Source organism: Thermacetogenium phaeum DSM 12270 (assembly GCF_000305935.1).
Taxonomy (GTDB): domain Bacteria; phylum Bacillota; class DSM-12270; order Thermacetogeniales; family Thermacetogeniaceae; genus Thermacetogenium; species Thermacetogenium phaeum.
Genome location: NC_018870.1, coordinates 1388765 through 1415000 on the forward strand (window position 1 = coordinate 1388765; position 26236 = coordinate 1415000).

Genomic DNA, 26236 nt, shown 5'->3' on the forward strand with positions numbered 1-26236 from the left:
CTTAATATATATCCTATATCCTTTAATATATCTTTGTTATAAAAGAAGCTACCATAAAAAGGGCTAAAACTAATTTAAAGACGCTTCCCCCCAGGAAACCAACGATCGTGCCAATGCCGACTCTCAAAGCGTCCTTTAAATTACGGCGGGAAACGAGTAATTCTGCTGCGACAGCACCCCCGAAGGGCCCCACCAGGATGCCTACGACAGGATTGATGAGTACTCCCCCTACCCCGCCTAAAATTGCTCCCCATAGACCGGCCTTGCTGGCGCCGAATTTCTTGGCTCCGATCCATCCCACCAGATTATCGATAAAAAAAGAGGCTACCGTTATAGTCAACATGCTTAGTAAAAACAGCGGAGTCACCCGCTGGAAATCATCAATTATTGCGAAAATTAATAGGGTGCCAAAGATCAGCGGAATTCCCGGAAGAAATGGGATTAGCGTCATGATAAGACCAATTATCAAGAAGACAATGGTTATAATCAGGATTGCATCGCTCATAGAAACGCTCCGCTCCCCGGTTGACATAACTATATCTTTTATTCATTATAAACTCCTATTTTTCTGAGTCGCTCATATCGCCTTTCAATCAACTCGTGAAGATCCATTGATATAAGTTTCGTGAGATGATGGAATAACCTCTCCTCCACCTTTTTGTAAACCTGGGCTGTGTTGCTATGCGCACCCTCCAGTGGTTCCGGTATAATTTCATCGATAATACCCATCGCCTCCAGATCGGCGGCAGTTAGTTTTAAATATTCGGCCATCTCCGGAGCCTTGGTAACATCCTTCCGCAGAATAGAGGCACACCCTTCTGGGGAGATCACCGAATAGATGGCATTGGAAAGCATGAGAATACAATCGGCGACTCCCAGGGCCAGCGCTCCACCACTCCCCCCCTCCCCAATTACCAGGCTGATTACAGGGGTCTTTAAGAGGGACATCTGGTAGAGGGACCTGGAGATGGCCCATCCCTGGCCCCGTTCCTCGGCTCCAATACCGGGATAAGCCCCTTGAGTATCAATAAAGCAAATTACCGTTCGCTTAAACTTTTCAGCCTGCTTCATCAGGCGGCAGGCTTTACGATAACCTTCAGGGTGGGGCATACCAAAATTCCTTTTTAGGTTTTGATTTGTATCTTTACCCTTCTGGTGGCCGATAACTGTAACTGGGATCCCACGAAAGAGGGCAATGCCGCCCACTATCGCCGGGTCGTCATGATAGTACCTGTCGCCGTGCAATTCTATAAAATCATTGAATATTTCTCTGATATAATCAAGTGTTGTTGGCCTCCCGACATGCCGGGCCAGCTGCACCTTTTGCCAGGCAGATAATGCCCGGTATTTCTCTTCTTTAGCCAAGGCCAACTTCCTTTCCAGCGCGGCAATCTCGGCGCTAAGATCCATATCTATTCTCTCAGACAGTTCTTTAAACTCATTTAACTTCTTTTTTATTTCCTGGTAATCTTTCTCTAAATCCAATAAGTGGTTATATCCCATCTTTATTCTCTCCATCTATGAAGGGCTATGATCCTGCCGAGAAAGTCTTTCATTTCTTTGCGATGGACAATTTTATCGATCATCCCATGCTCTAGCAGGAACTCCGCCTTTTGAAAGCCTGGAGGTAATTTCTGGCGGATGGTTTGTTCAATGACCCGCGGTCCGGTAAAGCAAACCAGGGAACCTGGCTCGGCAATTATGATATCGGCAAGTGTGGCGAAGCTGGCGGTCACCCCTCCTGTGGTGGGGTGCGTCAGCACTGCTACATATAAGAGTCCTTCCTCCTGAAAGCGAGCGGCAGCAGCACTGGTTTTTGCCATCTGCATTAAAGAGTACATTCCCTCCTGCATTCGTGCCCCTCCAGAAGCAGTGAAGATAATCACCGGCAGCCTTTCCCGGCGGGCGGTTTCAAACGCCCTGGCGATCTTCTCTCCAACCACCGAACCCATACTTCCCATCAGAAAATGGCTGTCCATCACCCCGATGACGATTTTTTCCCCGTTGATGCTTGCCGTGCCTGTTATTACGGCCTCTTTGAGGCCGGTTTCCTCTTGAGCTTTTTGCAGTCTTTCAGAGTAGCCGGGAAAATTTAACGGATCGCAGGATGTGAGCTCGGAATCCAGCTCGGTAAAACTATTCTCGTCCGTGATGATCCAGATCCTCTCACCGGCAGTAAGTGGATGATGGTAACCGCATTCGGGGCATACCTTGAGGTTGAGTTCAAGTTTCTCCTCTTGAATTCGATTGCCACAACCCGGGCAGGGTTTTACTGTCGGCACTTCGAGAGGTGATGAATCTCCCGCTCGGGCAGGGAGAGTGATGTATTTTTTCCTGGGCTTAGGGTTGAAAAGGTCTTTTAAAAACATCTTCTTTTATTTCCCTTCCCTTTCCTCTAAAGCGAAGATCAATTCTCCTCCTGCTGCCAATTCCCCGTTAAGGCTTGCCTTCCCCAAGGCCTTGCCGATATTTCCTTTTATTTTAATCAGCTCAACCTCGAGCAGTAACTGATCACCAGGAGTGACCATTTTCTTAAACCGGAATTTATCTACACCGGCGAAGTACACCAGCTTTCCCCGGTGTTCTACCTGGCTCAACAGAGCACAAGCTCCTACCTGGGCCAGTGCTTCCAGGACTAAAACACCGGGCATGATCGGAATTCCGGGGAAGTGTCCCTGAAAGAAGGGTTCATTGATGCTCACGTTTTTGATCCCGACCGCTCTCTTCCCCGGTTCTAACTCCAGCAAGCGATCCACCAGCAGGAAGGGATAGCGATGCGGGATGGTGCTCATTATATCTCTGGCATGTAACAAGGAAATCACCTTACCCGTGAAATTTTTTGACAACCAGCGCTGCGTTATGACCTCCGAATCCCAGAGAATCGGTTATGGCTACATTGACCTCTTTTTCCTGGGAGGTGTTTGGTACATAATCGAGGTCACATTCAGGATCGGGGTCGTCATAATTGATCGTCGGAGGTATCAGGTTGTTTTGACATGATAGAGTTGTAGCGATAAATTCAACTGCACCTGCAGCTCCGAGCATATGACCGGTCATGCTCTTGATAGAACTAACGGAAACGCGGTAGGCATGATCTTTCAACGCTCTTTTAATGGCTTTTGTTTCCATGGCGTCATTGATCACTGTGCTTGTACCATGAGCATTAATATAATCCACTTCCTCAGGGCTGACCCCTGCATCCTCAAGAGCCATTGTGAAGGCGCGGGCTGCTCCTTCACCCTCCGGGTCGGGCTGGACAATATGATAGGCATCACCGGTAGCGCCGTACCCTGCTACTTCGGCGTATATTTTTGCCCCACGATTCAGGGCGTGATTTATTTCTTCGAGAACCACAATTCCCGCCCCTTCCCCCATAACAAAGCCATCCCTCCCGGCATCGAACGGTCGGCTTGCCCTGTGGGGATCGCTGTTGCGCGTTGACAATGCCTTCATAGCGCAGAAGCCGGCAACGGCCAGCGGGGTAATACAGGCTTCTGCTCCCCCGGTGATCATGACGTCGGCATCTCCACGCTGGATCAACCTGAAGGCATCCCCGATGGAGTGGGTTCCCGTTGCACAGGCGGTAACCGAACAGCCGTTGGGGCCTTTGGCTCCGCATAAAATTGATATCTGCCCTGCCGCCATATTGGGAATCATCATGGGGATTAAAAATGGGCTGACACTCCCTGCTCCTTTTTTCAGGAGGTTAACATGCTGCTTTTCGCAGGTTGCCAATCCGCCGATGCCGGAACCCACCCAAACACCGACGCGACCGGCATTCCGATAGTCGATTACCAGCTCGGCATCCTCCAGAGCCTGGCGGGCAGCTGCACAGGCAAAAAGCATAAACCTGTCCATTCGACGTGCTTCTTTGTGGTCCAAGTAATCGAGCGGGTCAAAGTTCCGCACCTTTGCTGCAATTTTTGTAGGGTAATCAGAGACATCAAACTCTTCAATGTAGCTTACTCCGCTTTTTCCCCTGATCAAATTATTCCAGAAAGTGTTAATGTCATTACCCAGCGGGCAGATAACTCCCAGGCCTGTAACAACGACTTTCCTCTTGCCCAATCCTTAAACCCGCCTTTCTCTAAAGAAGTGTTAACGCATGCCTCCATCAACTACAATGACCTGGCCGTTGACATAATCGGCATCAGGAGAGGCGAGAAAAGCTACTACACCTGCGATATCCTCAGGTGTTCCCGGCCTTCCTAAAGGAATTCGTCCTACGATCTCTTTTCTTCTTTCACTGAGGATGTTAGCCGTCATAGGGGTTTCGATGTAACCGGGGGCAACTACATTAGCCGTTATTCCGCGGGACCCGTACTCTTTGGCGACGGAGAGAGTAAAACCGATAATACCTGCTTTTGATGCTGCATAGTGGGCCTGGCCGACATTACCCTGTAGCCCTACCACAGAAGAGATGTTGATAATATGCCCATGCCTCTGTTTCATCATCGGCCGGATGGCTGCCCGCGTGCACAAGAAGGTACCTGTCAAATTCGTATTTATCGTTTGTTCCCATTCATCGTTGGAAATACGGAGGAGCAAGTTGTCTTTGGCGATTCCTGCATTGTTGACCAAAACATCCAGCCTACCATAGGTGTCTAGGATATGATCGATCATCTCTTTAACCATTTCGGAAACTGTGACATCACATTCTACTGCAATGGCGGTGCCGCCTTGTGTGCGGATTTCCTCAACAACTTCACAGGACTCATCGGCCACCATATCAGATATTACCACTTTATACCCCTCCCGGGCTAGGCGGAGGGCAATCGCCCGGCCGATTCCCCTAGCACTTCCGGTAACAAGGGCCACTTCGTCCTTCATTGCTCTGCCTCCTTCAATTGCGCCAGTGTTCTCTTAAAAGAAGCTGTATCCCCAACATTGCCCACCGGTTTGCTGCGGGCAGTTTTTTTGATCAGGCCGGATAGCACTTTCCCAGGGCCGACCTCTAAAAAGAAGTCAATCTTATCGGCCATCAAGATGACCGACTGTTCCCACTTAATTGGGCTGTAGATCTGTTTTACCAGTATTTCCGGCAAGTCGGACGGCTGTATCTCCCGAGCTTCAGTATTGCTGATGACCGGAAAAGCCGGTGAAGACCAGTTGATACCATTCAGCTCCTTTCGCAAGGCGGCGGCAGCCCCTTCCATCAATCTGGAATGTGAGGGTACGCTGACGGCAAGGGGTACCGCTTTTGCTCCCTTATCCTTTAACAACTTTATTGCTTCTAATACCGCCTCCCGCTCACCGGAGATTACGATCTGACCCGGACAGTTATAGTTAGCTATATTCACGATGCCTTTGCAGGCCGCTTCCTGACAGGTCCTTTCTATTGTGGCGTTATCTAAACCCAGAACTGCCGCCATCATTCCCTTCCCCTCAGGAACGGCTTCCTGCATGATCCGCCCGCGCCTGCTTACAATTCTCAAGGCGTCTTCAAAACGGAGAACCCCACTTGATACCAAGGCGCTGTATTCTCCCAGGCTTAGGCCGGCGGCCATAACCGGGTTAATGCCGTGGTCACGCAACAACTCGTAAATGGCAATACTGGTCGTCAGAACAGCAGGCTGGGTTATTTCTGTTTTGTTCAGCACCTCCGGGGGGCCCTCGAAACAGATCTTGCTGAGAGGGAATCCCATTACCTCATCTGCCAGATCGTAAACCTTACGCACCTCGTTAAACTCTTCTGCCAGGTCTTTACCCATTCCCACAAATTGTGCACCCTGTCCAGGAAAGACAAAGGCTAATCTGAGCATAGCTCACACCCTAACCTCTTGAGAATTTGCTCAGCTTCGGTCATGACCTCCTCAACGATGGCCGCAGCCGGCTCCCTTTTATTGACCATCCCTGCAATCTGGCCGGCCAGAAGAGAGCCGTCCTCGACTGCACCATGAAGAGCTGCTGCCGGGTATTTCCCTACCGCCAGCCTGTCTAGTTCTTCAGAACTCCACCCTTCCTTCTCTTTGGCCAGGTACATTCGGGAAAAACGGTTCTGAATCACCCTGACCGGGTGTCCGGTGGAGGTTCCGCAGACCACTGTATCCCGGTCTCTGGCTTGAATAATCTTCTCTTGATAATCGGGGTGGGCAGGGCATTCCTCGGCACAGATGAATCGCGTTCCCATCTGCACTCCCTCCGCCCCCAAAGCGAAGGCAGCAGCAGCGCCTCGCCCGTCAGCAATTCCTCCGGCAGCAATTACGGGGACATCCACAGCATCGACGATCATGGGTACCAGACACATGGTTGTTATCTCTCCGATATGCCCCCCGGCTTCCATCCCCTCAGCAATAACGGCATCTGCCCCCTGGCGAGAGAGGCGACGGGCCAGGGCAACGGAGGCGACCACAGGAATGACCTTGCAGCCCGCTTCTTTCAGCAGGGTCATGTACTTTCCGGGGTTCCCGGCACCGGTGGTCACTACGGGAACTTTTTCCTTAATGACGACCTCGATGATCTTCTCGATATGGGGCGAGAGAAGCATCAAGTTAACGCCGAAGGGCCTGTTCGTCACCGCCCGCACGGCTTCGATTTCCTTTTGCAGCCATCCGGCATCAGCGGAACCAGCTCCGATGATCCCCAGGCCGCCTGCTGCAGAAACAGCCCCTGCCAGCTTTCCTGTAGCTATCCAGGCCATTCCTCCCTGGAAGAGCGGGTATTTTATCCCCAGCAGTTTAGTCAATCTCGTTGTAATCATTAGATCAATCACCTGCCCCAGCGCACCAAAGCTGCGCCCATAGTCAACCCCGCACCGAATCCTACCATGAGCACCAGATCTCCGGATTGGATTTTCCCCTGTTCCACCGCTTCCGCAACGACTACAGGAATGGAAGCGGCGGATATGTTGCCGCATTTTTCGATATTGACCAGCACTCTTTCCCAAGGTACCTTCATTTTTGCGGCCGCCGCCTTCATGATTCTCAGATTGGCCTGATGGAATACGATGTGATCTACATCGTCAATACTGAGAGAAGCCCGCCTGAGCACCTGAGATGCACACTCGGGTATGGTTTTGACGGCGAATTTAAAGATTTCATGTCCCTGCATCCGCATACAGTGCATGCGTTTGGCGACGGTTTCCTGAGAAGCCGGATGGCGGGTACCACCTGCGGGAATATAGAGGAGGGAAGTTCCCGCTCCATTTGAGCCCAGGTAAGTTGCCAGGATCCCGTTCTCTCCTTCCCCCTTACCAAGAACCATTGCCCCAGCTCCGTCACCGAAGAGGATGCAGGTGCTGCGATCCGTATAGTCTGTAACCCTTGATAAAATCTCTGCTCCAACCACCAGAGCATAGCGATAATCATTCCCTAGCAAAAAATGCTCTGCAGTCGTTATTGCATAGATAAATCCAGTGCACGCAGCAGACAGATCAAAGGCAGCCGCTCCGGTAGCCCCCAACAGATCTTGTAAAAAACAGGCGGTGGCCGGCATCGGCATATCAGGGGTTATTGTAGCCACAATAATAAGATCCAGATCCTCTGCTGTAATCCCGGCGTTGTTCAGGGCGATGCTTGCGGCTTTATAGGCAAGATCCGATGTGGCGATATCTTCTTCGGATATCCTTCTTTCCCTGATCCCTGTGCGGCTGACTATCCAATCATCACTTGTTTCAACCATTTTTTCCAGGTCAGCATTGGAGAGAATGCGGTCGGGTAGCGCGTAACCGGTTCCTAAAATCTGTATTTTCACTGCCGGGCCTCCGTACTTGCCTTCACCAGGAATGTTAGAAATATAATTACACTATCCGAGAGTATTTGTCAACAAAACTGTGCACTGCTTATTATACCATATTCTACCTGTTATATAAAAACAAAAACCAGAGCATGTATGGGATGACCTCGTTGATCACAGGAGAAAAGCCGGAAGTACAGCGGAGGGAAGCAATCTTACAGAACCATCCCCGCATTGAGCATCTCCTGAGCAGCTTGCAGGACCCCTATGAAAGTGTGGGCGTAAGACAAGCCTCCCTGGAGAAAAATGATATAGGGTGGCCGCATAGGGGCATCCGCAGATAATTCGATGGATGCACCCTGAACAAAAGTGCCCGCTGCCATAATCACTTCGTCCTGGTAACCGGGCAGGAGGCTTGCGACGGGAGTCGCTCGGGAATCTACAGGAGATGCTTTCTGGATCCCAAGGCAAAAGGCTTTTACCATTTGAGGGTCATTGAGTTTGATGGCTTGAACTATGTCGGACCGGGCGGCACCGGGTGCGGGTGATGTTTCAAATCCTAGTAGGCTGAAGAAGTGGGCGGCAAAAATTGCTCCTTTCAGCGCCTCTCCTACCACCTGGGGGGCTAGAAAAAAACCTTGGTAGAAAAGACGCCCTAGCCCGAGATTGGTACCGATATCCTTGCCCAGTCCGGGGGCGGTCAGCCTGTCCGCGGCTGCAGTGATGAGCTTCTTATTTCCTACTAAATATCCGCCTGAAGGGGAAATCCCTCCACCTGGGTTTTTAATAAGGGAGCCGGCTATAAAATCGGCTCCTTCCTATGTCGGTTCTCTTTCCTCTACAAATTCTCCATAGCAATTGTCGACAAAACAGATGATATTTTCTCTGATTCCCTTAATAAATCGGATGAGCGCTCCGATTTCCCCGACGGAGAGAGCAGGTCGCCAGCTGTAACCCCGTGACCGCTGGATCAGGACGAGTTTCGTTTTGTCCGTCAGCAGTTCCTGTATTTTCTGGTAGTTGGGTAGCCCCTCTTCGGTTAGTGGGGCTTCTTTGTAAACTATCCCCTGTCCCCTCAAAGAGCGTTGGGTTTCCCGGTCAATTCCGATGATTTTGGCCAGGGTATCGTAGGGACGGCCGGTGGCGGAAAGAAGTTCATCACCGGGTCTTAAAATTGATGTCAGGGCCAGAGAGATGGCATGGGTTCCCGACATTATTTGAGCGCGCACCAGGGCGGCCTCCGCCCTAAAGGTCAGTGCATAGACTTCATCCAGACCCTCCCTGCCTGGATCTCCGTAACCATAGCCGGTCCCGTCCCGCAGGTGGTACTCGCTGATTCCTGCTTCCCGGTAGGCCTCGAGAACGCGCATCTGATTGAATTTTGTAATACCAGCAACATGTTCAAATTCCCTGCCGGCCTCTTGCTCAGCCTGTATTGCCAGTTCATACAGCCTGGGATCAATTTGAAAGTGTTGTTGTAAATATTCCCTGAAACACGGCATTGTTAATTCACCCTACTATGATTACTGAAAATCTTCAGGACGAATAGTCATCAATTCTTCCCTTGTCAGGTGCGCCTTTTTAACAAGCCTTACGGCTTGCCTGCGGATCGCCCGTTCGATAATGTTGCGAACAAGGCGAGCATTCCCTTCATTTTCATTTCTCTTACCAGTCTTCTCAATAAGGATTTCCCTTAAAACCGTTTCTGCCTCAGGATGCAACCGGTATTGCCTTTTTCGGAGCATTAAAGTTCCTATCTGGAGTAGTTCCTCCACCGTATAGTCGGGGAAAACGATATGGATGGGAAAGCGGGAGTAAAGCCCCGGGTTGCTGCGCAGGAACCATTCCATTTCCCGCTTGTAGCCTGCAAGGATAAGCACCAGGTTTTCTTTCTGGTCCTCCATAGCCTTAACCAGTACATCGATGCTCTCCTTACCGAAGTCTTTCTCACCTCCACGGGCAAGAGAGTAAGCTTCGTCAATAAAAAGAATCCCCCCCAGAGCTCTTTTGATCTGTTCCCTGGTTTTATGAGCAGTGTGCCCGATGTACTCCCCTACCAGGTCGGCCCTTTCCACTTCCACGAGGTGACCGCGAGAAAGGACTCCCATAGAACGGAACAGCTTGCCCATAATCCTGGCAACAGTGGTTTTCCCCGTACCCGGATTTCCTTTAAAGATCATGTGCAATACTAAAGGCTCAGTGCACAGCCTGGCCCTTTCTCTCCGTTTTTGGATTTGCACATAGGCTGATATTTCGGAAACAAGTTTTTTCACCTCGGTGAGGCCGATTAATCCATGCAGTTCCTGTAAGATCAGCTCCGGTTTTAATTGATTGGTGTCACTTTGGTTCAACGGCTGTCTGTTTTTCAGATTAGAGCCAGTTCGAAAAGACTGGGGCTGAAGAGTTCCTCCCCCTTTTCCTAACTGGAACTTAAAATTCACCCAGCTTTCACCTCTGGTCATTCTTGTCTCCCTTTGACATTATACGCGGTAAGCGGCGAGAAAGTGTTCAGACGTATAACCAGGGGCAAACGAACCGCTGGATAAGATCCACCAGCAGGAAAAGGATAAAGCCTTGCAGACTGATGGCGATGATCCCCGCAAACATCTCCGGGTAATTGACCCTACTCCATGCGTCGAAGATGAAGTAACCGAGACCTTCCAGGGTAGCAAAGGATTCCGCGAAAAAGAGAACACTTATTGCCGTCCCCAGGCTGATGCGAACTGCTGTAAAGATTTCCGGTAGACAGCCCGGAATGATCACGTGGCGGTAGACATCCTTTGTCGTAGCCCCCAGGGACAATACAGAGAGAATGGTGTTGGCAGGAATTTTTTTGGCGGCATCCCTGCTGGTCACCAATATTTGAAAAAAGATGATCAGGACAATCAGGATGATCTTGGAGAGATCGCCGATTTTAAAGATCGCAAATACAACCGGGAGCAGGGCTATTTTGGGAATCGGATAGAGCAGATATAACTGTGGCGCCAACCATTGATCAAGTTTGGAATTTCTCCCGATATAGAGCCCCAGGGGAACGGCTATAGCCAGTCCCAAGAGAAGGCTCACCAGAACCCGATAGGTGCTGATCAGAAAGTGCCTCCAGAGTCCTTCTGGAAAAACGTGAATAAAGGTAATCAGAGCTGGAAGCGGGCGCGGCAACGCGGGATTACGCAGCAACAAGGCGAAAATTTCCCAGCCCAGCAGAAGAACTAGCACAGCAAAGAAATAATTCAAGTATTTTTTGTTACTCCGATTATTGCCGGTCATTGCAAGGGGCCTCCAGCAAAGAGCGAATCTCGGTGCACTTTTCATGAAAACGCAAATCGTGGCGAAAGCCTTCGCTTCCCTGGGCCGGATTGGACACAACAGTGCGGATGTGCCCCGGGCGCGCCGAAAGAATGATGATCTCCTGCCCGAGGAATACAGCTTCTTCAATGCTGTGAGTCACCAAGACACAGGTAATCTTATGCTTGATGATGATTTCGAGGATTAACTTTTGAAGGTTTTCTCGCGTCAAGGCATCGAGTGCTGAAAGGGGCTCATCCATGAGGAGAATCTCCGGCTGTAGCGCCAGTGCACGTGCCAGGGCTACCCGCTGCTTTTGGCCCCCGCTCAACTGGCTCGGATATCGGTTAAGGCACTCCGTCAAATCAAGTTCTTTAAAGACCGGTTCCAGAATACAGTTGACCTCGGTTTGCGGAACTTTGCGGAGGGCTAGTCCGAGGGCTGCGTTCTCCCATACCGTTTTCCAGGGAAGCAGCCCGTATTCCTGGAGAATCAGAGCCATGCCACGGTAAGGGCCGTCCAACTGCTTCCCGTAGAGAAGGATTTCTCCCTCAGTCGGGCTAAGCAAACCGGCCATAAGAAAGAGAAGGGATGTCTTTCCACATCCCGAAGGCCCGATTACTGCATATCTTTTTCCTTTTTCGATTTTAAGGTTGATGTCATCAAGGGCGTGTACCTCTGTTTTGCCATTGGTGTAAGTTAGAGATACATGGTTAAAAGAAAGCATCATTGCCCCTTCTTATCTATTCAGCTTTAATTGCTTCATCGGTTACCAGATCCTCATAACTGAACGGCTCTTTCAACAACTCCTTGGCTTTCAGCCAGTCAATTACGCGTTGGGTGTCCTCACGGGATGGCAGCTGCAGCGGAGAAAATGTCGGAACCGGATAAGATTTTTGGAGTTCTACCGGTATCTGCACCTTTTCGTTGAAAAGGTCGCGATAGCGTTCCGGGTTTTCTGTTACTTTTCGGGCTCCTTCCGCATAGGCGCGCAAAAACTTGTTAATGGCATCCTTTTTTGTTTTGATGACCTCATCCCGGAAAAAGAAAACTGACTGCGAGATGTTGTCCTCCATTTTCGTATCGTCTATCAGCACTCTAGAACCTTTCAATTCGGCGTAAGATGCCAGGGGATCGGGTAGCACCGCTGCTGCTACCCGGTTCTGAAGCAGCATTTCCATCCGTAGAGGCATTTTGGCAACATTGACCTTCTTAACATCCTTCGGATCTATCCCATTGGCCAGCAGCATCTGGTCGGCCACGTATTCAATTATGGTATTTTGGGATATTGCAATTTGCTTGCCTTTAAGGTCCTTGACCTCTATTGCTGACCCGGGTGCAGCGAGCAGGGTAAAACGGCCCTCCGCGGGCGTTGCCCCCATTACCAGGGAAACTGCCTTTACTGGCGTGCCTCCCTGGCGGATGAGCGCAACCGCCAGAAGATCTCCTTCTACCCCATCGACCGCACCCGCCTGAAGGGCAGCATCCCTTTCGGCTGCACTTTGAAAATTAATTAATTCAACTTGCAGCCCCAGTTTCTCAAAGATCCCCTCCTGTTCGGCCACATATACCGGCAATATCTCCTCATTGGGGAGGATTCCTACCTTTAGGGTTTGTTCTGTATTCCCACTCGGTGGCTCCGTGCGGGAGCCATCGGCACAGCCGCAAATTAGAAAAATTACTGCTGCCCCTAGCAACAGTAAGGTTATCGCCATTCTCTGCAGTTTCAATCGTTCTCCCCCCTCACCCTTTCATTAAAAAATTTAAGTTTATTTATCTTTATCGGTCAAGTCCAAATTTGTGTGTAAATTCCCTCTGGCAGATAAGATCACCCCGTTTTAAGCTACATTTACCTGGGTATCGGCATTATTCACCTCCTTCTGCTGTTTTTCTGTGTTAGCCTTCCACTCCCAATACTCTGCCATATCAAAGTAGCGCTTTCCTGTGGTCCACACCTCGTCGATCTCTACAAGCACTGCTCCGATCAGTCTCACAGCCGACTCCTCGTTAGGGAAGATTCGGATCACCCGCTCCCGCCGGCGGATCTCCTGGTTGAGCCGCTCGACTCCATTGGTGGTGCGCAGCCGCTTCCGGTAGCGCCCTGGTAGTGCCATCACCGCCATTGCGTCCTCGAAACCAGCTTCAAGTCGCTCTACCGCCTTTGGCGCCCGGGCGCCAAAGGCCTCTATCGTTTCGTTCAGCAACCGCCTGGCCGTCTCCATATCCGGCGCGTCGAAGATCAACCGCAGTCGCCCGTGCAGGTCGCCCTGGAGGCTCTTAGGACAGGCGTCCAGGATGTTCCGGATAAAGTGGGTCTGGCACCGCTGCCATGTCGCTCCTTGGAAGTGGGTTTCTATCGCATTGATCAAGCCCTTGTGATCATCCGAAACAACCAAGTCCACTCCCTTGAGACCGCGCTCCTTGAGCCGGCCGAAGAACTCCGACCAAGCAGCCTCTGATTCGCTATCCCCGAGCATAAGCCCTAAAATCTCCCGGTATCCCTCCCGGTTGATCCCTGTAGCGAGAAGTACGCTTGAAAGCCGTACCCGGCCGCCTTTACGCACCCGGATGACAATGGCATCTACCAGGAGAAATGGGTATTCCTGGCTGCTCAAATCTCGCTCGTTCCACTCCTTTACGATGTCGTCCAGTCTTTTGCACAGGCTGGATACGGTGGATTTGGAGAACTCCGTGCCGCATAGTTCATCAACAACCGCCCTTACCTTCCTGGTGGATACGCCGTTCACGACCATCTCGACCATGGCCAGCAAGAGCGCCTGCTCGCTCCGCTGGTACCGCTCGAAAAGCTCCGTGGAGAAGTGCCCGCTCCGGAGACGGGGAACCATAAGCGTAAGTTCTCCTACGCGAGACTTGAGCAGCTTATCCCGATACCCGTTGCGGTACCCCTGCCGCTCTTCGGTACGTTCGTATGGCTTGGCCCTGAGTTGTTCGGTAGCCTGAGCATCGAGTATCTGATTCACGATGTTCTCCACCAACCGAGCCAATCCATCATCCCGAATAAATAATCCTTGCAAGAGATCACAGTCTACGGTAACCTGGTAGTGAGCCATCTTTTCTCCCTCCTGATGATTAAGATTAAGCCACTTCTTATCTACCAGAGGGAGGGGTGGCTCTCCTGCTTCAAGCCATCAATTTTACACCATCATAATGGACACTACTTCTTTATCCTGACCGGAGGCGGAATCAAATGTAAGATTGAGAGCTTTTAATGGCATTACCGTGGAGATGGCGTGTTTGTACACCATTTGCTGCTTTCCTTCACTCTCCAGGATAACGGTGAAATTATCGAAGCCTCGAAGTGTCCCCTTTAGTTGAAATCCGTTGATCAGGTAAATAGTCACAGGAATTCCTTCTTTACGAATCTGATTCAAGAAGAAGTCCTGCAAGATAATCTGTTGTTTGCCCATTTTGAAATTGCCTCCATTTTCTATTCTTTACCACAAGCTATTCTACATGAACTCGAATTCTCCTGCATATGTAATCTTCTATTCTCTTGACTACTTTCTGGTAGTCCGCACCCTGAAGCGAAAACCAGCGGATGCGTGGATCTCTGCGGAACCAAGTCAACTGCCTTTTCGCATAATTCCTGGTCGCCTTTTTGGTCTCTTGAATAGCTGTGTTCAGATCGTATACTCCGCTTAAATATTTGACAACCTGTTTATAGCCCAGAGATTGAAACGGCTTTAGCCTCGGGTCATAACCCTTGGCCAGCAACGACTGCACCTCCTGGACCAGACCTTGAGCAAACATTTGATCGACCCTTTTTTCAATCCTTTTGTAGAGCTCCGCACGGCTGCTGATCAAACCCACCATCGCCAAATGGTAAGAGGTGGTGGTGTTTTTTTTCTGGGCGTAACTCGATATCGGTTTTCCGGTCAGGTAGAAGACTTCAAGGGCTCGGGAAATGCGACGAAAATCATTGGGGTGGATTCGAGCAGCAGCAGCAGGGTCGACCTCTTGAAGCCTCCTGTACAGTTCAGTACCTTTCCCCTCCTCCCATATTGTCCGCAATTTTCGGCGTATTTCTTCCTGCCCCTTCATTTCGGGAAAATGATAAGGATCGATAACTGCCTGGATGTATAGACCAGTGCCTCCCACCAGAAAGGGGAGCTTTCCTCTGCCGTGGATATCCTCGATCTTTTGACGCGCCAGCTTCTGAAAATCGGCTACAGAAAAATTATCATCTGGCTCTAATATGTCAAGAAGATGGTGAGGTACACCCCTTTGCTCTTCCGGTGTCAGCTTGGCAGTACCGATCCGAAAATACTTGTATAACTGCACCGAGTCGGCAGATATTATCTCCCCGTTTAATCGAAGAGCGAGCTCGACTGCAATTTTCGATTTACCCACCGCCGTTGGCCCGGCTATTACAATGAGAGGTGTGGACATCTATATCCATCTCCAAGTCAACGGAAAAATCTCTTGTCCAGTTCGCTTTTTGCTAATCTGATATAAGTAGGCCTCCCGTGGGGGCAGTTATCCGGGTTTGCAGTATCATCCAATTGTTGGAGTATGGCGCGCATCTCTCCAGTAGTTAAAATATCTCCTGCTTTGACAGCGCTTTTACAGGCAGACATCATCGCCACCTTCTCGTAAAACTTCATGGGGTTCTCCCGGATGCCCCGTTCTTGCCGTAATACCTCAAGCATTTCCCTGAAGAGCTGCCCGGGATCATCGTTTAAACCGGGCGGGACAGATATGATTAGAAAACTGCTAGTACCGGCTTCTTTCAACTCATAGCCGACGCCTTTCAAGAGGTCTTTGTTGTCCAGGTAGATAATTCTCTCCTCCGGACTTAGCCTCACCTCCTGGGGAACGCTCAACTTTTGGGCAAAATACTCTTTGCGCTCCATGTTCTTCATGATCTCTTCATAGCGAATCCTTTCGTGCGCCGCGTGTTGGTCGATAATGAAAATGTTATCGCCCTTTTCAGCGATGATATACAACCCCTGAGCCTGCCCGATCAGCCGCATTTCCCGAAAGAACGGCTGCCGGCATTCAGACTCCGGCTTATAAAAAAGGGGAGCACTTTCACAAACAGCACTTTCATTCCGCCAGTTGTTAAAACCGTTACCAGGTAAGGAATGTACACTGCTGTGATTTTTATGTTCTACAAGGAGCTGATGCGACAACCGACGCTGTGTTTGATAATTAGCCAGGGTGTTCCTTACCGCTCTATACAGCGCCCTGGCAACCAGGGCCGGGTCGGCAAAGCGAATATCGCTTTTGGTAGGATGAACGTTGACATCAATCGTCTTCGGTTCCAGATCCAGGTATATGGCGACACATGGATAGTGGCCGCTGGTAACCAGCCCCTCATACGCACTCTCGAGGGCGCGACTGAGATGATAGTTGCGAACAAGGCGCCTGTTGACGAAGAAGGTTTGATAGTGGCGGCTGGCTCGGGTAAATTGCGGCTTAGAGACAATACCCCGAATCCGAACCCCTTCCCCTTCATAAAATATCTCCAAGAAATTATCTTTTGCTTCTTTTCCGTAGAGAATACAGGCTATCTCAATCGGTTCTGCCTGTCCCGGAGTTGCCAGGGAAAGTCTTTTTCCGGAGTAAAAATTCAAAGCGATCTCCGGGTAGCCGAGGGCAAAACGGCTGAGCAGATCTGCTACTGCAGCTTTTTCAGCTTGGATGCTTTTTAAGAACTTGCGGCGTGGCGGACTGTTGAAGAACAGGTCACGAACTATGACCTGGGTGCCATGAGGGCATCCGATGGAAGTTACCTGTTTTTTCTCCCCACCTTCAACCACAATCCTGGTGCCTGCTATCATCTCCGCTGTTCTCGTGATCAGGGTAAGGCGAGAAACGGAGGCAATGGCCGCCAGCGCTTCTCCGCGAAAACCCAGAGTTGCCACCCGGTCGAGGTCCCCAGCGTTTCTGATTTTACTTGTAGCATGCCTGGCGATGGCTAGTTCGGCATCTTCACCGGTCATTCCCATACCGTTATCGATAACTCTGATTTCCTTTAAGCCTGCATCTTCAATTACAACAGTTATCTGTGTGGCCGCGGCATCGATGGCATTTTCCAGGAGTTCTTTGACAACCGATACCGGCCTTTCAACAACCTCACCGGCGGCGATCTGATTGACCACCTCCGGCGCCAGAAGCTTGATTATTCCCACAGATCTCACCTTGCCGAATCTAAACTAATACTGCAACTCGGATTCTCCGGAGACGGTAAACTGGTGGTAGCGGTCCTGTGGTTTATCTTGTAGATAAATGATATCCAGACCCTCTGGATCCGCTATCCTTTCTCGATATAGCTCCCGAGCCTCTTCCTGGCAGGAAGGGCAGGCCCGTCGATGCAGAACAATCGCCTGGATTGTACGGATGCGGCCGCTGGGGTACAATCCGCGCGACCGGATGACTTGATACCCGGGACATCTTTTGCACAACCGGATCTTTTCCTGCTGCTGTTCTCTGATATTGTCCGTGTCGTAGTAGATCATCCTGCTGCTCTCAAAAAACTCTTCATCCCAGGGAAAGCCGGCAGCAGCCATTTCCTCCCGGTTGTGCCAGGCATCCTGTAGGTGTTCGACCAAACCTTTGAGATAAGCCATATGTTCAGGAGTTTCTCGGAAATTTTCCGGGCGGTAGTCCGGTTCCCGCACCCAGGAGTAATCAATCCCGGCCATCGCCAGAATAATTCCCATGTTTACATAAGGCAAGGCAGATTCTATGGCATAACCTCCTTCGAGCACTGCCAGGTCAGGTTTGAGCTTTTCGTTTAACCGGGCATATCCCCGCGCTGTAAAGCGCATGTTTGCCAGAGGATCTGTGTAATGGTTATCCTGGCCGGCGGAGTTGATAATGATGTCGGGCTGAAACTCTTCGAGGAGTGGAAGAACCAGCTGATCCAAAACATAGTGGATTCCCTCGTCGGTGGTGTTCGGCAGTAAAGGTATGTTGATGGTTGTTCCATAAGCAGTAGGGCCTCCCAGCTCATTGCAGAACCCTGAACCGGGGTAAAGGGTACGCCCATCTTGATGAAAAGATATAAAGAGCACATCGGGGTCGTGGTAGTAGATGTCCTGGGTTCCGTCCCCGTGGTGGACATCTGTGTCGACGATGGCGATCTTTTGCAGGCCATAGTTCTTACGGAGGTACTCGATCATAATGGCCTCATTGTGAATGTTGCAGAACCCCCTGTTGCCGTGCACAACGCGCATGGAGTGATGTCCCGGAGGCCTGACCAGCGCAAAACCGTTGTCGATCTCTTTGTTCATGAAGGCGTCCGCTAGAACCAAAGTGCCTCCGGCGGCGATCAAATGCGCCTCGGTTATCTGCGCAGATATATCGGGAACGCAGAAATGAACCCTGGCTATATCCTTGTAGTCAGCATTCCGCGGTTTATACTCTACGATTTCAGGAAGGTCCATGACCCCCTCTTCAAAGAGTTGGTCCCTGGTGTAGAGCAACCTTTCCTCCCGTTCGGGATGGGTGGGGGTTATCGCCCAATCAAAAGCAGGGAAAAAAACAAGGCCCGTTTTCCGTGACACTTCAATTCCCTCCTTCTTCCCACTCAACGAGGACACCTGTTGGAAACTGAACGCAAACATCGATCAGGCGCCCTGTGGTTCTCCATCCGCGCACCATGTTAAACAATTCACTGTAGATGATTTCCGGTTCGTCATCTGTAATGATGCCCAATTTTTTACCCTCCTCTTTGAGCCTGCCCAGCGCAAATTTTTCGGCGTCCTGCAGGGAATGCAGCGGCTCCGGAATTCTTTCTTGAACCCCGTTTTCTTCAATGAAATAGAAATTTCTCTCTGTATCGAAGTGGAAAGTCAAGCGGAGGTTTACCCTTGCCAGCGCGGCTCCAATCGCATTGGCCACTTCTGCATGCTGTGGAATCACGGGGCGGCAATCCATTTCTTTGCTTAAAAGAGGAATCAGCGCCGGAGAGGCGGCACCTATTCCTACCAGGTTCTGGGGACGCACCTTTCTTTTCTGCCGCAGTTCCCAGATCCGGTATGCCGGCTCCTGTTCCCAGGCCAAAAACATCGAATTGATCTCCGCTGTGATACGCCTGACCATCATCTTTAAAGTTAACTCCGCAGTCCGGTTGACCGAAAGACCCAGGTCCTTCCCGAGGATCTTCATGGCGTCAATGGCCTTGTCCTTATCTCCGATGTCCGTCAGCCCTGCTACCCTCATGGCATCGGTCGGAGTCGGCTGAGGGCCGCCAAGGCAGTAGGCAGGCCCCTCCCGGTAAGGCAGGATCTCCAGGCTTCCGTTTCGCACCCGAAGGCAGCTGTCCCCTCCGACGGCCACCGATTTCGTTGCAAAGGCTCGGACATGTGTCAGTTGATCGTCGATCCGCGCTCCCTTGGAAGCCAGGAGCGGAGTTCCTGTGAGAATCAAAGCCAGGTCTGTTGTCGTACCGCCGATATCAATTACTACCGATGTCTGTTTTCTGGGCGTAAGGGCGAGTACACCCATTGTACTGGCTGCCGGTCCGGAAAAGATGGTTTCAACCGGTTTAGCTGCCGACTGCTCTAAGGGCAGCGTCCCTCCGTCAGCCTTTAAGATGTAAAGGGGGGCTTTAATCCCTCTCCGATGCAACAGTTCCTGCACTTCGGAATAAAACTCCCGAAAGCGCCTTTGGGTGGCCAATGTCAGGAGTGTAGTGTAAACACGCCGGGGATAGTTGAGCCGTCCTGTAACCTGGTGTCCCATGATGACCTCCAGGTCCGGAATATGTTCCTGCAGGTAAGTAGCGACTTTTTGTTCATGTTTATTATTGCGTTGAGAAAATTTGCCTACTACGGCAATACGTCGTACCCCCGAATCCTTGATCTTTTCCATGCACTCTTTAAGCTCCTGTTCGTTCAGGGGTTCGATCTCTCTTCCACGATAATCGATTGCTCCGGATAGTGAAATGGTAAGGGGAACCTGATAGTCGAACGTATCTGGATTGAGGCCTGGCCCCGGGATCAACACCAGGGCGACCGGTTCGATCCTCCTGGTGGCGATTAAATTGGTTATCAAGGTAGTACTCAGGACAATGCGCTCGATAGCCCTCCCTTTTGCTTCTTCAAGCAAGGGATCAAGAGCGGCCAGGAGAGAGTTCAACAGCTTCTCATAGTCGGTTGGAGTTTTAACTTTTTTGATTATTTCTCTTCCTTCAAGTAGAACAGCATCCGTATAGGTGCCGCCTACATCCAGACCGATAAGCAATTGTGATCACCCGCCTGTAAAACTTATTTATTGTTCTCTGCGACCTCTTTTTCTGAAGTGGCCGGTTTCTTTCGTCTGAGCAAGCCGTTGCTGCCAGTTGGAAAGGGTGTTCAACGCCTCCAATGGTGTCATTTGGACTAGATTGAGGTTTTGTAGTTCTTTAAGGATGGCACTTCTCTCGTCGAAGAGCACCAGTTGAACCGGTGCGGATCTTACGTCCTCTGTCCTTTTGCCCGATTTATTACCGCTCCCGCCCTCCATAGAGGCGGCAACCTCCTGGGCGCGCTGGACCAGTTCCTCAGGAAGGTGGGCCAGACGGGCAACCTGGATGCCGTAGCTTTTATCTGTACCGCCGGGCACCACCTTATGCAGGAAAACGATATTCTGTCCCTCCTCTTGAACGGCGACGGAGCAATTGGCAACCCCATGCAATATATCCGCCAGTTGTGTCAGCTGGTGGTAGTGGGTCGCAAAGATTGTCCGCGCCCCGATCTTATCATGGATGTATTCTATGATCGCCCAGGCGATACCGATACCGTCGAAGGTGCCTGTACCGCGCCCGATCTCATCGAGCACAATGAAACTCCTCTCTGTGGCATGATGGACGATATAAGAAACCTCGTTCATCTCCATCATAAAGGTGCTCTGCCCTTTTCCCAAATCATCAAATGCTCCGGCGCGCACGAAGACACGATCGACGATGCCGATTTCGGCCTCATCGGCAGGAACGAGTGACCCGCACTGGGCCATCAGAACAATCAGGGCCATCTGCCGCATATACGTTGACTTCCCGGCCATGTTGGGGCCGGTTAAGATCAGAATTCGGTCGGCATCCTCGCCGATTTCCAGATCGTTGGGTACGAAACTGCCTTCCGGAAGGAGTTGCTCCAAGACCGGATGGCGACCGTTTTTAATTCTGATAACTCCAGAATTGTTGATTTTTGGCTTTGTATAATGGTAGCGCGCGGCCGTTTCCGCAAATGACACCAGGCAGTCGATACGGGCAATGATTCCGGCGTTTCTGCGGATCTTCTCGGAGGCTTCACCTACCTGACGGCGGATATCTAGAAAGATTTGATATTCCAGGTCCTGTAGGCGCTCTGTAGCACCGAGAAAGAGCGCCTCCTGCTCCTTGAGTTCCGTGGTGATAAACCGTTCAGCCTGAGTTAGCGTCTGCTTTCTGATATAATCACCGGGGACGAGGTGCAGGTTGGGTTTTGTCACCTCAATATAGTAACCGAAGACCTTGTTGTAATCTATTTTCAAAGACTTGATGCCGGTGCGAACGCGCTCTCTTGCCTCCAGCTTGCGGATCCAGTCTTCACCTTCGGCGATCATATTCCGCAGTTTATCAACTTCGGGGTGATAACCCGTTCTGATGATACCACCGTTTTTCAGATTAGCTGGCGGATCATCTATCAGGGCGGAGAATAGCATTTCCTTGATGTCGGCCACGGGGTCCAGTTCTACTCCAGCTTCTCGAAGCATTTTGCTCTTCGCCTGGCCCAAAATTTCTTTAAGATCGGGTATTACCTGTAAAGATTTGGCCAGACCCAACAGATCCCTGGGGCCGGCCAGCTGCCAGTCGACCCGGCTGATGATCCGTTCTAGATCATAGATCTTTTTCAGACATTCTTGCAGCTCATTGCGTAAAAAAAAGCTGCCTGCGAGTTCTTCGACAGCTTCCTGCCTTGCCTCAATCTCCTCGATATCCAGCAAGGGGGACTCTAACCAGTATCGTAACAGTCGCGTTCCCATACCGGTTAAGGTACGATCCAATGCCCAAAAGAGGCTGCCCTCCCTTTTTCCATCCCGGAGAGTTCTAAAAAGCTCCATATTTCTTCTGGTCATGGCGTCGATATACATGCAACTCTTGGGCGTGTATACCGACAGGTCCTTAAAAGGGAGGGTGCTCGTTTTCTGGGTTTCCATAATGTAAGAAAGAAGGTTTGCTGCCGAAACCAGCCCCGTTTCGAAGGCATCACGGTCGATGCCGATCAGATTCTCCTGCCCAAACTGCCTGGTGACAAGCTCCCAAGCGACCTGACCGTTAATTTCCTTATTCAACCTGGTTATGTTCAAGCCCTTGCTTTCCCAGTAGTCCTCCATCAATGGTTCGAAAAACGCTGCCTGGTCGCTGCGAATGATGCATTCCGCCGGTTGTAAACGGCTGAGGAGGTCGCGCAGATATTCAGCCGCTGCTGTTTCGGAAAACTGGGTCATCTGAAATTTCCCCGTACTGATATCACTCCAGGCACAACCTATGCTTTCTTTTTTCCGGTATAGGGAAATAATATAATTGTTTTCTCCCTGCTCGAGATAAGCCGGTTCGAGAACTGTTCCAGGGGTAATCACCCGAACGACATCTCTCTTAACGATTCCTTTTCCCGGCTTTGCTTCTTCCAGCTGTTCACAGATGGCTATTTTATAGCCTTTTTCCAGTAGGCGCTTGAGGTAACCATCTACCGCATGATAAGGCACGCCGCACATGGGCACTTTTTTATCTTTGGAAACGCCGCGGCTGGTAAGAACTATTTCCAGTTCTTTGGATGCCTTGATGGCATCCTCTCCGAACAGCTCATAGAAATCCCCCAGGCGGAAGAAAAGCAGGCAATCAGGGTATTTATTTTTGATCGATTGATACTGATTCATTAAGGGTGTTGTATTGCCCACTTTCCCACACCTCGACAGATTACATGCAGCCTGAGCAATCGCCGGAGCAACCGGAAGAACAGGATTCCCCTCTCAGGATCTTGTTGATAATGGTATTTACCTGTTGCAGCAGTGACTGGAAGCGTTTCTGAGCTGCAAAATAGGCCTGAATATTTTTGTTTTCCTTCACTTTTTGCTGGAGTTGATTGAAGGACTCCCATTCTTCATCGCTGACTTCTTCTCCGGCATCCTGTGCTTTTTTGATCATTTCGAATCGCTGCTGAAATTCACTGATCAAATTTCGTGATTCCAGATCCCGTTCCAGATTGATCTCCGCCGCCTGTAAAATAGTTGCTTCTTCCGTGTCCCGGAGAGCATACCCCAACTCCTGAGCTTTCTCGATAACAGACACTAAGATCCACCTCCCATAGTTTCTATAAGTTAGATTCGAGACTGGGAAGAAGATTCCTTTTTCGCAGATACAGTTTTTAGAGTCCCGAAGAGAGTCCATGTTTGGGCACAGGAGATGACAATCTCTACTATCTGGCCAGTTAAATCTTCATTTTCTTCCCCTTCAAAGACCACTATTTTATTGGTCCTCGTTCTGCCGCTCCAGCGCTCCGGATTGTTTTTACTTCTTCCCTCTACCAGCACTTCGACGACGTGGTCTTCCAGGAGTTTGTTTTTTTCAAGGGTGATCCTGTTCTGCACATCAACGAGCCGGTTAAGACGGTCTTTCTTAATCTCAGAAGGTACCTGATTCTCCATCTCCGCTGCCGGTGTTCCCCGGCGGGGCGAATACATAAAAGTATAGGCAGCATCAAAACGCACAGTTTGCACCAGATCAAGCGTATCTAAAAAATCATCTTCCGTTTCTCCCGGAAAACCCACAATGATATCTGTTGTGATGCTCGCTCCAGGAATTTTGTTTTTAATTTTATCTGTCAACTGGATGTATTTTTCTCTTGTATAGCCTCTGTTCATCAATTGCAGAATTCTATTGCTCCCCGCCTGGAGAGGAAGGTGAAAATGCTCGCATACCTTTCGGGTAGCGGCAATTGTCTCAATCAGCTCATCGTCGAAGTCCCTGGGGTGGGAGGTCATGTAGCGGATCCTGGCCAGTCCCGGTATTTTATCGAGGTGAGCCAATAGTTTTGCGAAATTAATTGCACCCGGCAGATCCTTTCCGTATGAATTTACATTTTGGCCGAGAAGCATTACTTCTTTGTACCCTTTTGCTGCCAGTTCCTGTACCTCCTGATAAATCTCCTCCAGAGGACGGCTCTTCTCCCTTCCCCGGGTATAAGGGACAATACAGTAGGAACAAAAGTTGTTGCATCCGTACATGATGGTTACATATGCCTTAACAGTGCTTGTATGATGTGCCGGTAGCAGACCGGGAAGATCTTCATCTTCTCCGTCTAGAGCAATAACTCTGGATCTTTTCACCATCACCCTATTCAAAAATTCAGGAAGCCGATGATAATTGCGGGTTCCAAAAATGATATCGACGTGCGGCGCCTTCTTCTCCAGGTACTCCCTTACCTCAGGATTTTGGGGAGCACAACCGCCGACGGCAATAATCAGTTCTGGATTTCTTTCCTTTAGATTCTTCAGGTTTCCCAGAAAACCGATTGCCCTTTGCTCGGCATGTCTCCTTACCGAACAGGTGTTGAGAATAAAAATGTCCGCTTCTTCCTGTCGTTCGGTCCATTGATAGCCGTTCTTCTCGAGAATGGCCCGCATGATTTCTGAGTCATGTGAATTCATCTGGCAGCCCCATGTGGCTATGAAAAAAAGCTTCGCATCTTTTTGCTGCAAGGGTTTCACTCCTTTCCGTTTATTATACCAAAAAATAGCCGTCGCAATTTGCCTTACATTTGCAACACCATTCACTGTTTGAGAAGACAGGTGATTTCTGGAAGAAGCAGGGCGGACCAGGTTTCCAACAGAGGTCTGTAGAAATCCAGCCGTTCTGCAGGAATCAGTCCCCCGGACAGCTTATTCTTTTCTCTAACAGTGATTAGCTGGGATGAACAGGATACAAAAAAGACGATCCCGATGTGATATCGTCCCACATCAGTATTTTCATCATTCAACAGGCCCAGATAGCGATAAGAGTAATGACCTTTGAAGAAGATCTCTTCTCGCAGTTCTCTCTTAAAGTTGAAATTGATGAGTTCTCGAAAGTCATTTAGAGGAGCAGGATTAATATGTCCACCTAAACCGAATGAGTATTTGTTAAGAAGCCTTTTTTCCTTTGTTTCCTTTATTCTTTGGTAGATAAAGATGCGATCGCGGTGTCGCACGACGATATAATTAATGAGCTGTTTATATCTTCTGTCGTACTCTGCCTGATCTCTACCGGTGAAGAAGCTTTCGTTTAGGATGTGTTTCAAGAAAGCGGCATTTTCATCTCTCAAAAATCCTTGAAAAAATCGTTTTTTTCCCAATGCTGTCCTGGGAATGACCAATATCTTTTCCTGCAATTTTATCCACTCCAAGTTTTTTTAAAAGGCTTTCGCTTAAGGGTGAGTAATTCCTGCTATACGATGTGATCCTATAGCCGGTTTCCTGGGCGTTCCTGCGTGCTGTTCGCTCCGCCACTCCTGACCGTTCCGGCCCCTGAGGTGATAATAGTGGGGCGGCTTACAAGAAGGTTTCTTTCAACCTATCAGCAGTAATGCCGTCAGACGCGAAGAGGGAGCACCATTATGGTGCTCCCTCAAAATAACTTCCTGGCAGCGACCTACTCTCCCGGGAAAACCCAGTACCATCGGCGCTGGAGGGCTTAACTGCCGTGTTCGGAATGGGTTTCCGTAAACACAGCCCCTCCGACCCAAATTGGTTCAAAGGGGTGTGGCTTACGGAAACATACGGGTGTTTCCCCTCCGCTATTGCCACCAGGATTCTCCTTGCAACCGCTTTCTCGAAATACTTCCCTCGCCTTTCAAAAGCCTTTTACCAGGCAGAGGCGGCTGGCGGCGCCCTTTTGCAAGCCCTCGGCCTATTAGTACCGGTCAGCTTAAAGGGTTACCCCTCTTACACTCCCGGCCTATCTACCTGGTCATCTCCCAGAGGCCTTACCCCGACACTCAGCTTCACCGACCAGGTGAGATGGAGGATGATGTCTGTCCCTTCCGCTGTCCCGTCCTTTTCTTCACTCCTGCTCCTTAGTCTGCCGCCTCTTTCTCACTCTTCGATCGGTTAAGTTGAGCGCCGGGTGGGAAACCTTATCTCGGGGTCGGCTTCGCACTTAGATGCTTTCAGCGCTTATCCGTTCCAGACTTGGCTACCCAGCGGTGCCCCTGGCGGAACAGCTGGTACACCAGCGGTCTGTCCATCCCGGTCCTCTCGTACTAGGGACAGCTCCCCTCAAGTTTCCTGCGCCTGCGACGGATAGGGACCGAAC

General features: G+C 50.3%; 23 protein-coding genes, 2 rRNA genes and 1 pseudogene (1 of these 26 only partly in view). All 26 read right to left on the reverse strand.

The genetic code is table 11. The features are described 5' to 3' along the window. Positions 1-22: 22 nt before the first annotated feature. Positions 23-505: a DUF456 domain-containing protein gene (locus tag TPH_RS06855; RefSeq protein WP_015050465.1), complete on the reverse strand. Its 483-nt coding sequence runs from the start codon at positions 503-505 to the stop codon at positions 23-25. Positions 506-543: 38 nt separating this feature from the next. Then, positions 544-1503 carry an acetyl-CoA carboxylase carboxyltransferase subunit alpha gene (locus TPH_RS06860; protein ID WP_015050466.1) on the reverse strand — a complete coding sequence of 320 codons (960 nt, stop codon included), beginning with the start codon at positions 1501-1503 and terminating at the stop codon, positions 544-546. A 2-nt stretch (positions 1504-1505) separates the two neighbouring features. Continuing rightward, positions 1506-2282 (reverse strand): acetyl-CoA carboxylase, carboxyltransferase subunit beta, encoded by a 777-nt coding sequence (gene accD, locus TPH_RS06865; protein ID WP_330216583.1) that lies wholly within the window; start codon positions 2280-2282, stop codon positions 1506-1508. Between the two features lie 93 nt (positions 2283-2375). Then, positions 2376-2813: a 3-hydroxyacyl-ACP dehydratase FabZ gene (fabZ, locus tag TPH_RS06870; RefSeq protein WP_028990993.1), complete on the reverse strand. Its 438-nt coding sequence runs from the start codon at positions 2811-2813 to the stop codon at positions 2376-2378. A gap of 10 nt (positions 2814-2823) precedes the next feature. Then, a complete protein-coding gene (gene fabF, locus TPH_RS06875) occupies positions 2824-4068 on the reverse strand; it encodes a beta-ketoacyl-ACP synthase II (RefSeq protein WP_015050469.1) in 1245 nt (414 codons plus the stop codon). Between the two features lie 30 nt (positions 4069-4098). Further along, positions 4099-4830: a 3-oxoacyl-[acyl-carrier-protein] reductase gene (gene fabG / locus TPH_RS06880; protein WP_015050470.1), complete on the reverse strand. Its 732-nt coding sequence runs from the start codon at positions 4828-4830 to the stop codon at positions 4099-4101. Beyond that, entirely contained in the window at positions 4827-5762 is a 936-nt protein-coding gene (fabD, locus tag TPH_RS06885; RefSeq protein WP_015050471.1) for an ACP S-malonyltransferase, read from the reverse strand. The genes fabG and fabD overlap by 4 nt, the downstream gene beginning before the upstream one ends. Further along, positions 5750-6700, reverse strand: a complete 951-nt coding sequence (gene fabK / locus TPH_RS06890; protein ID WP_028990992.1) for an enoyl-[acyl-carrier-protein] reductase FabK — start codon at positions 6698-6700, stop codon at positions 5750-5752. Before fabK ends, fabD begins: the two co-directional genes overlap by 13 nt. A gap of 8 nt (positions 6701-6708) precedes the next feature. Next, positions 6709-7692, reverse strand: coding sequence for a beta-ketoacyl-ACP synthase III (locus TPH_RS06895; protein ID WP_015050473.1), 984 nt, complete (start codon positions 7690-7692; stop codon positions 6709-6711). Positions 7693-7889: 197 nt separating this feature from the next. Next, positions 7890-9176: pseudogene (locus TPH_RS06900) on the reverse strand (methionine gamma-lyase family protein). 21 nt (positions 9177-9197) lie between these two features. Continuing rightward, on the reverse strand, positions 9198-10136 hold the full coding sequence (locus TPH_RS06905) for an AAA family ATPase (protein WP_015050476.1): 939 nt from the start codon (positions 10134-10136) through the stop codon (positions 9198-9200). A 46-nt stretch (positions 10137-10182) separates the two neighbouring features. Then, positions 10183-10941: an ABC transporter permease gene (locus TPH_RS06910; RefSeq protein WP_015050477.1), complete on the reverse strand. Its 759-nt coding sequence runs from the start codon at positions 10939-10941 to the stop codon at positions 10183-10185. Continuing rightward, positions 10928-11689, reverse strand: coding sequence for an ABC transporter ATP-binding protein (locus TPH_RS06915; RefSeq protein WP_236608833.1), 762 nt, complete (start codon positions 11687-11689; stop codon positions 10928-10930). Before TPH_RS06915 ends, TPH_RS06910 begins: the two co-directional genes overlap by 14 nt. A 13-nt stretch (positions 11690-11702) precedes the next feature. After that, on the reverse strand, positions 11703-12689 hold the full coding sequence (locus tag TPH_RS06920) for an ABC transporter substrate-binding protein (RefSeq protein WP_015050479.1): 987 nt from the start codon (positions 12687-12689) through the stop codon (positions 11703-11705). Between the two features lie 108 nt (positions 12690-12797). Then, positions 12798-14030, reverse strand: coding sequence for an IS256 family transposase (locus TPH_RS06925; RefSeq protein ID WP_014162180.1), 1233 nt, complete (start codon positions 14028-14030; stop codon positions 12798-12800). An 84-nt stretch (positions 14031-14114) separates the two neighbouring features. Continuing rightward, positions 14115-14387 carry an RNA chaperone Hfq gene (hfq, locus tag TPH_RS06930; RefSeq protein ID WP_015050480.1) on the reverse strand — a complete coding sequence of 91 codons (273 nt, stop codon included), beginning with the start codon at positions 14385-14387 and terminating at the stop codon, positions 14115-14117. Positions 14388-14424: 37 nt separating this feature from the next. Further along, a complete protein-coding gene (gene miaA / locus TPH_RS06935) occupies positions 14425-15369 on the reverse strand; it encodes a tRNA (adenosine(37)-N6)-dimethylallyltransferase MiaA (RefSeq protein WP_015050481.1) in 945 nt (314 codons plus the stop codon). A 17-nt stretch (positions 15370-15386) separates the two neighbouring features. Next, positions 15387-17114 (reverse strand): DNA mismatch repair endonuclease MutL, encoded by a 1728-nt coding sequence (gene mutL, locus TPH_RS06940; RefSeq protein WP_015050482.1) that lies wholly within the window; start codon positions 17112-17114, stop codon positions 15387-15389. Positions 17115-17138: 24 nt separating this feature from the next. After that, on the reverse strand, positions 17139-18491 hold the full coding sequence (locus TPH_RS06945; protein WP_015050483.1) for a histone deacetylase family protein: 1353 nt from the start codon (positions 18489-18491) through the stop codon (positions 17139-17141). A 1-nt stretch (position 18492) separates the two neighbouring features. Beyond that, positions 18493-20172, reverse strand: coding sequence for a hydantoinase/oxoprolinase family protein (locus tag TPH_RS06950; protein ID WP_015050484.1), 1680 nt, complete (start codon positions 20170-20172; stop codon positions 18493-18495). A gap of 27 nt (positions 20173-20199) precedes the next feature. Beyond that, on the reverse strand, positions 20200-22845 hold the full coding sequence (gene mutS, locus TPH_RS06955) for a DNA mismatch repair protein MutS (RefSeq protein ID WP_015050485.1): 2646 nt from the start codon (positions 22843-22845) through the stop codon (positions 20200-20202). Positions 22846-22864: 19 nt separating this feature from the next. Continuing rightward, positions 22865-23236, reverse strand: coding sequence for a YlbF family regulator (locus TPH_RS06960; protein ID WP_015050486.1), 372 nt, complete (start codon positions 23234-23236; stop codon positions 22865-22867). 29 nt (positions 23237-23265) lie between these two features. After that, a complete protein-coding gene (gene miaB, locus TPH_RS06965; RefSeq protein ID WP_037999024.1) occupies positions 23266-24654 on the reverse strand; it encodes a tRNA (N6-isopentenyl adenosine(37)-C2)-methylthiotransferase MiaB in 1389 nt (462 codons plus the stop codon). 62 nt (positions 24655-24716) lie between these two features. Continuing rightward, positions 24717-25313 (reverse strand): hypothetical protein, encoded by a 597-nt coding sequence (locus TPH_RS06970; RefSeq protein ID WP_015050488.1) that lies wholly within the window; start codon positions 25311-25313, stop codon positions 24717-24719. Positions 25314-25560: 247 nt separating this feature from the next. Continuing rightward, positions 25561-25732 (reverse strand): 5S ribosomal RNA (gene rrf / locus TPH_RS06975). 82 nt (positions 25733-25814) lie between these two features. After that, positions 25815-26236 (reverse strand): 23S ribosomal RNA (locus TPH_RS06980); it runs 2696 nt beyond the window's last position.

Bases quoted from the DNA above. Each gene is read 5' to 3' on its own strand.
- TPH_RS06910 (WP_015050477.1), bottom strand. From the start codon at position 10,941: ATGACCGGCAATAATCGGAGTAACAAAAAATACTTGAATTATTTCTTT.
- TPH_RS06905 (WP_015050476.1), bottom strand. From the start codon at position 10,136: ATGACCAGAGGTGAAAGCTGGGTGAATTTTAAGTTCCAGTTAGGAAAA.
- fabD (WP_015050471.1), bottom strand. From the start codon at position 5,762: ATGCTCAGATTAGCCTTTGTCTTTCCTGGACAGGGTGCACAATTTGTG.
- TPH_RS06860 (WP_015050466.1), bottom strand. From the start codon at position 1,503: ATGGGATATAACCACTTATTGGATTTAGAGAAAGATTACCAGGAAATA.
- hfq (WP_015050480.1), bottom strand. From the start codon at position 14,387: ATGGGCAAACAACAGATTATCTTGCAGGACTTCTTCTTGAATCAGATT.
- TPH_RS06855 (WP_015050465.1), bottom strand. From the start codon at position 505: ATGAGCGATGCAATCCTGATTATAACCATTGTCTTCTTGATAATTGGT.
- fabG (WP_015050470.1), bottom strand. From the start codon at position 4,830: ATGAAGGACGAAGTGGCCCTTGTTACCGGAAGTGCTAGGGGAATCGGC.
- TPH_RS06925 (WP_014162180.1), bottom strand. From the start codon at position 14,030: ATGGCTCACTACCAGGTTACCGTAGACTGTGATCTCTTGCAAGGATTA.
- fabK (WP_028990992.1), bottom strand. From the start codon at position 6,700: ATGATTACAACGAGATTGACTAAACTGCTGGGGATAAAATACCCGCTC.
- TPH_RS06915 (WP_236608833.1), bottom strand. From the start codon at position 11,689: ATGATGCTTTCTTTTAACCATGTATCTCTAACTTACACCAATGGCAAA.
- miaA (WP_015050481.1), bottom strand. From the start codon at position 15,369: ATGTCCACACCTCTCATTGTAATAGCCGGGCCAACGGCGGTGGGTAAA.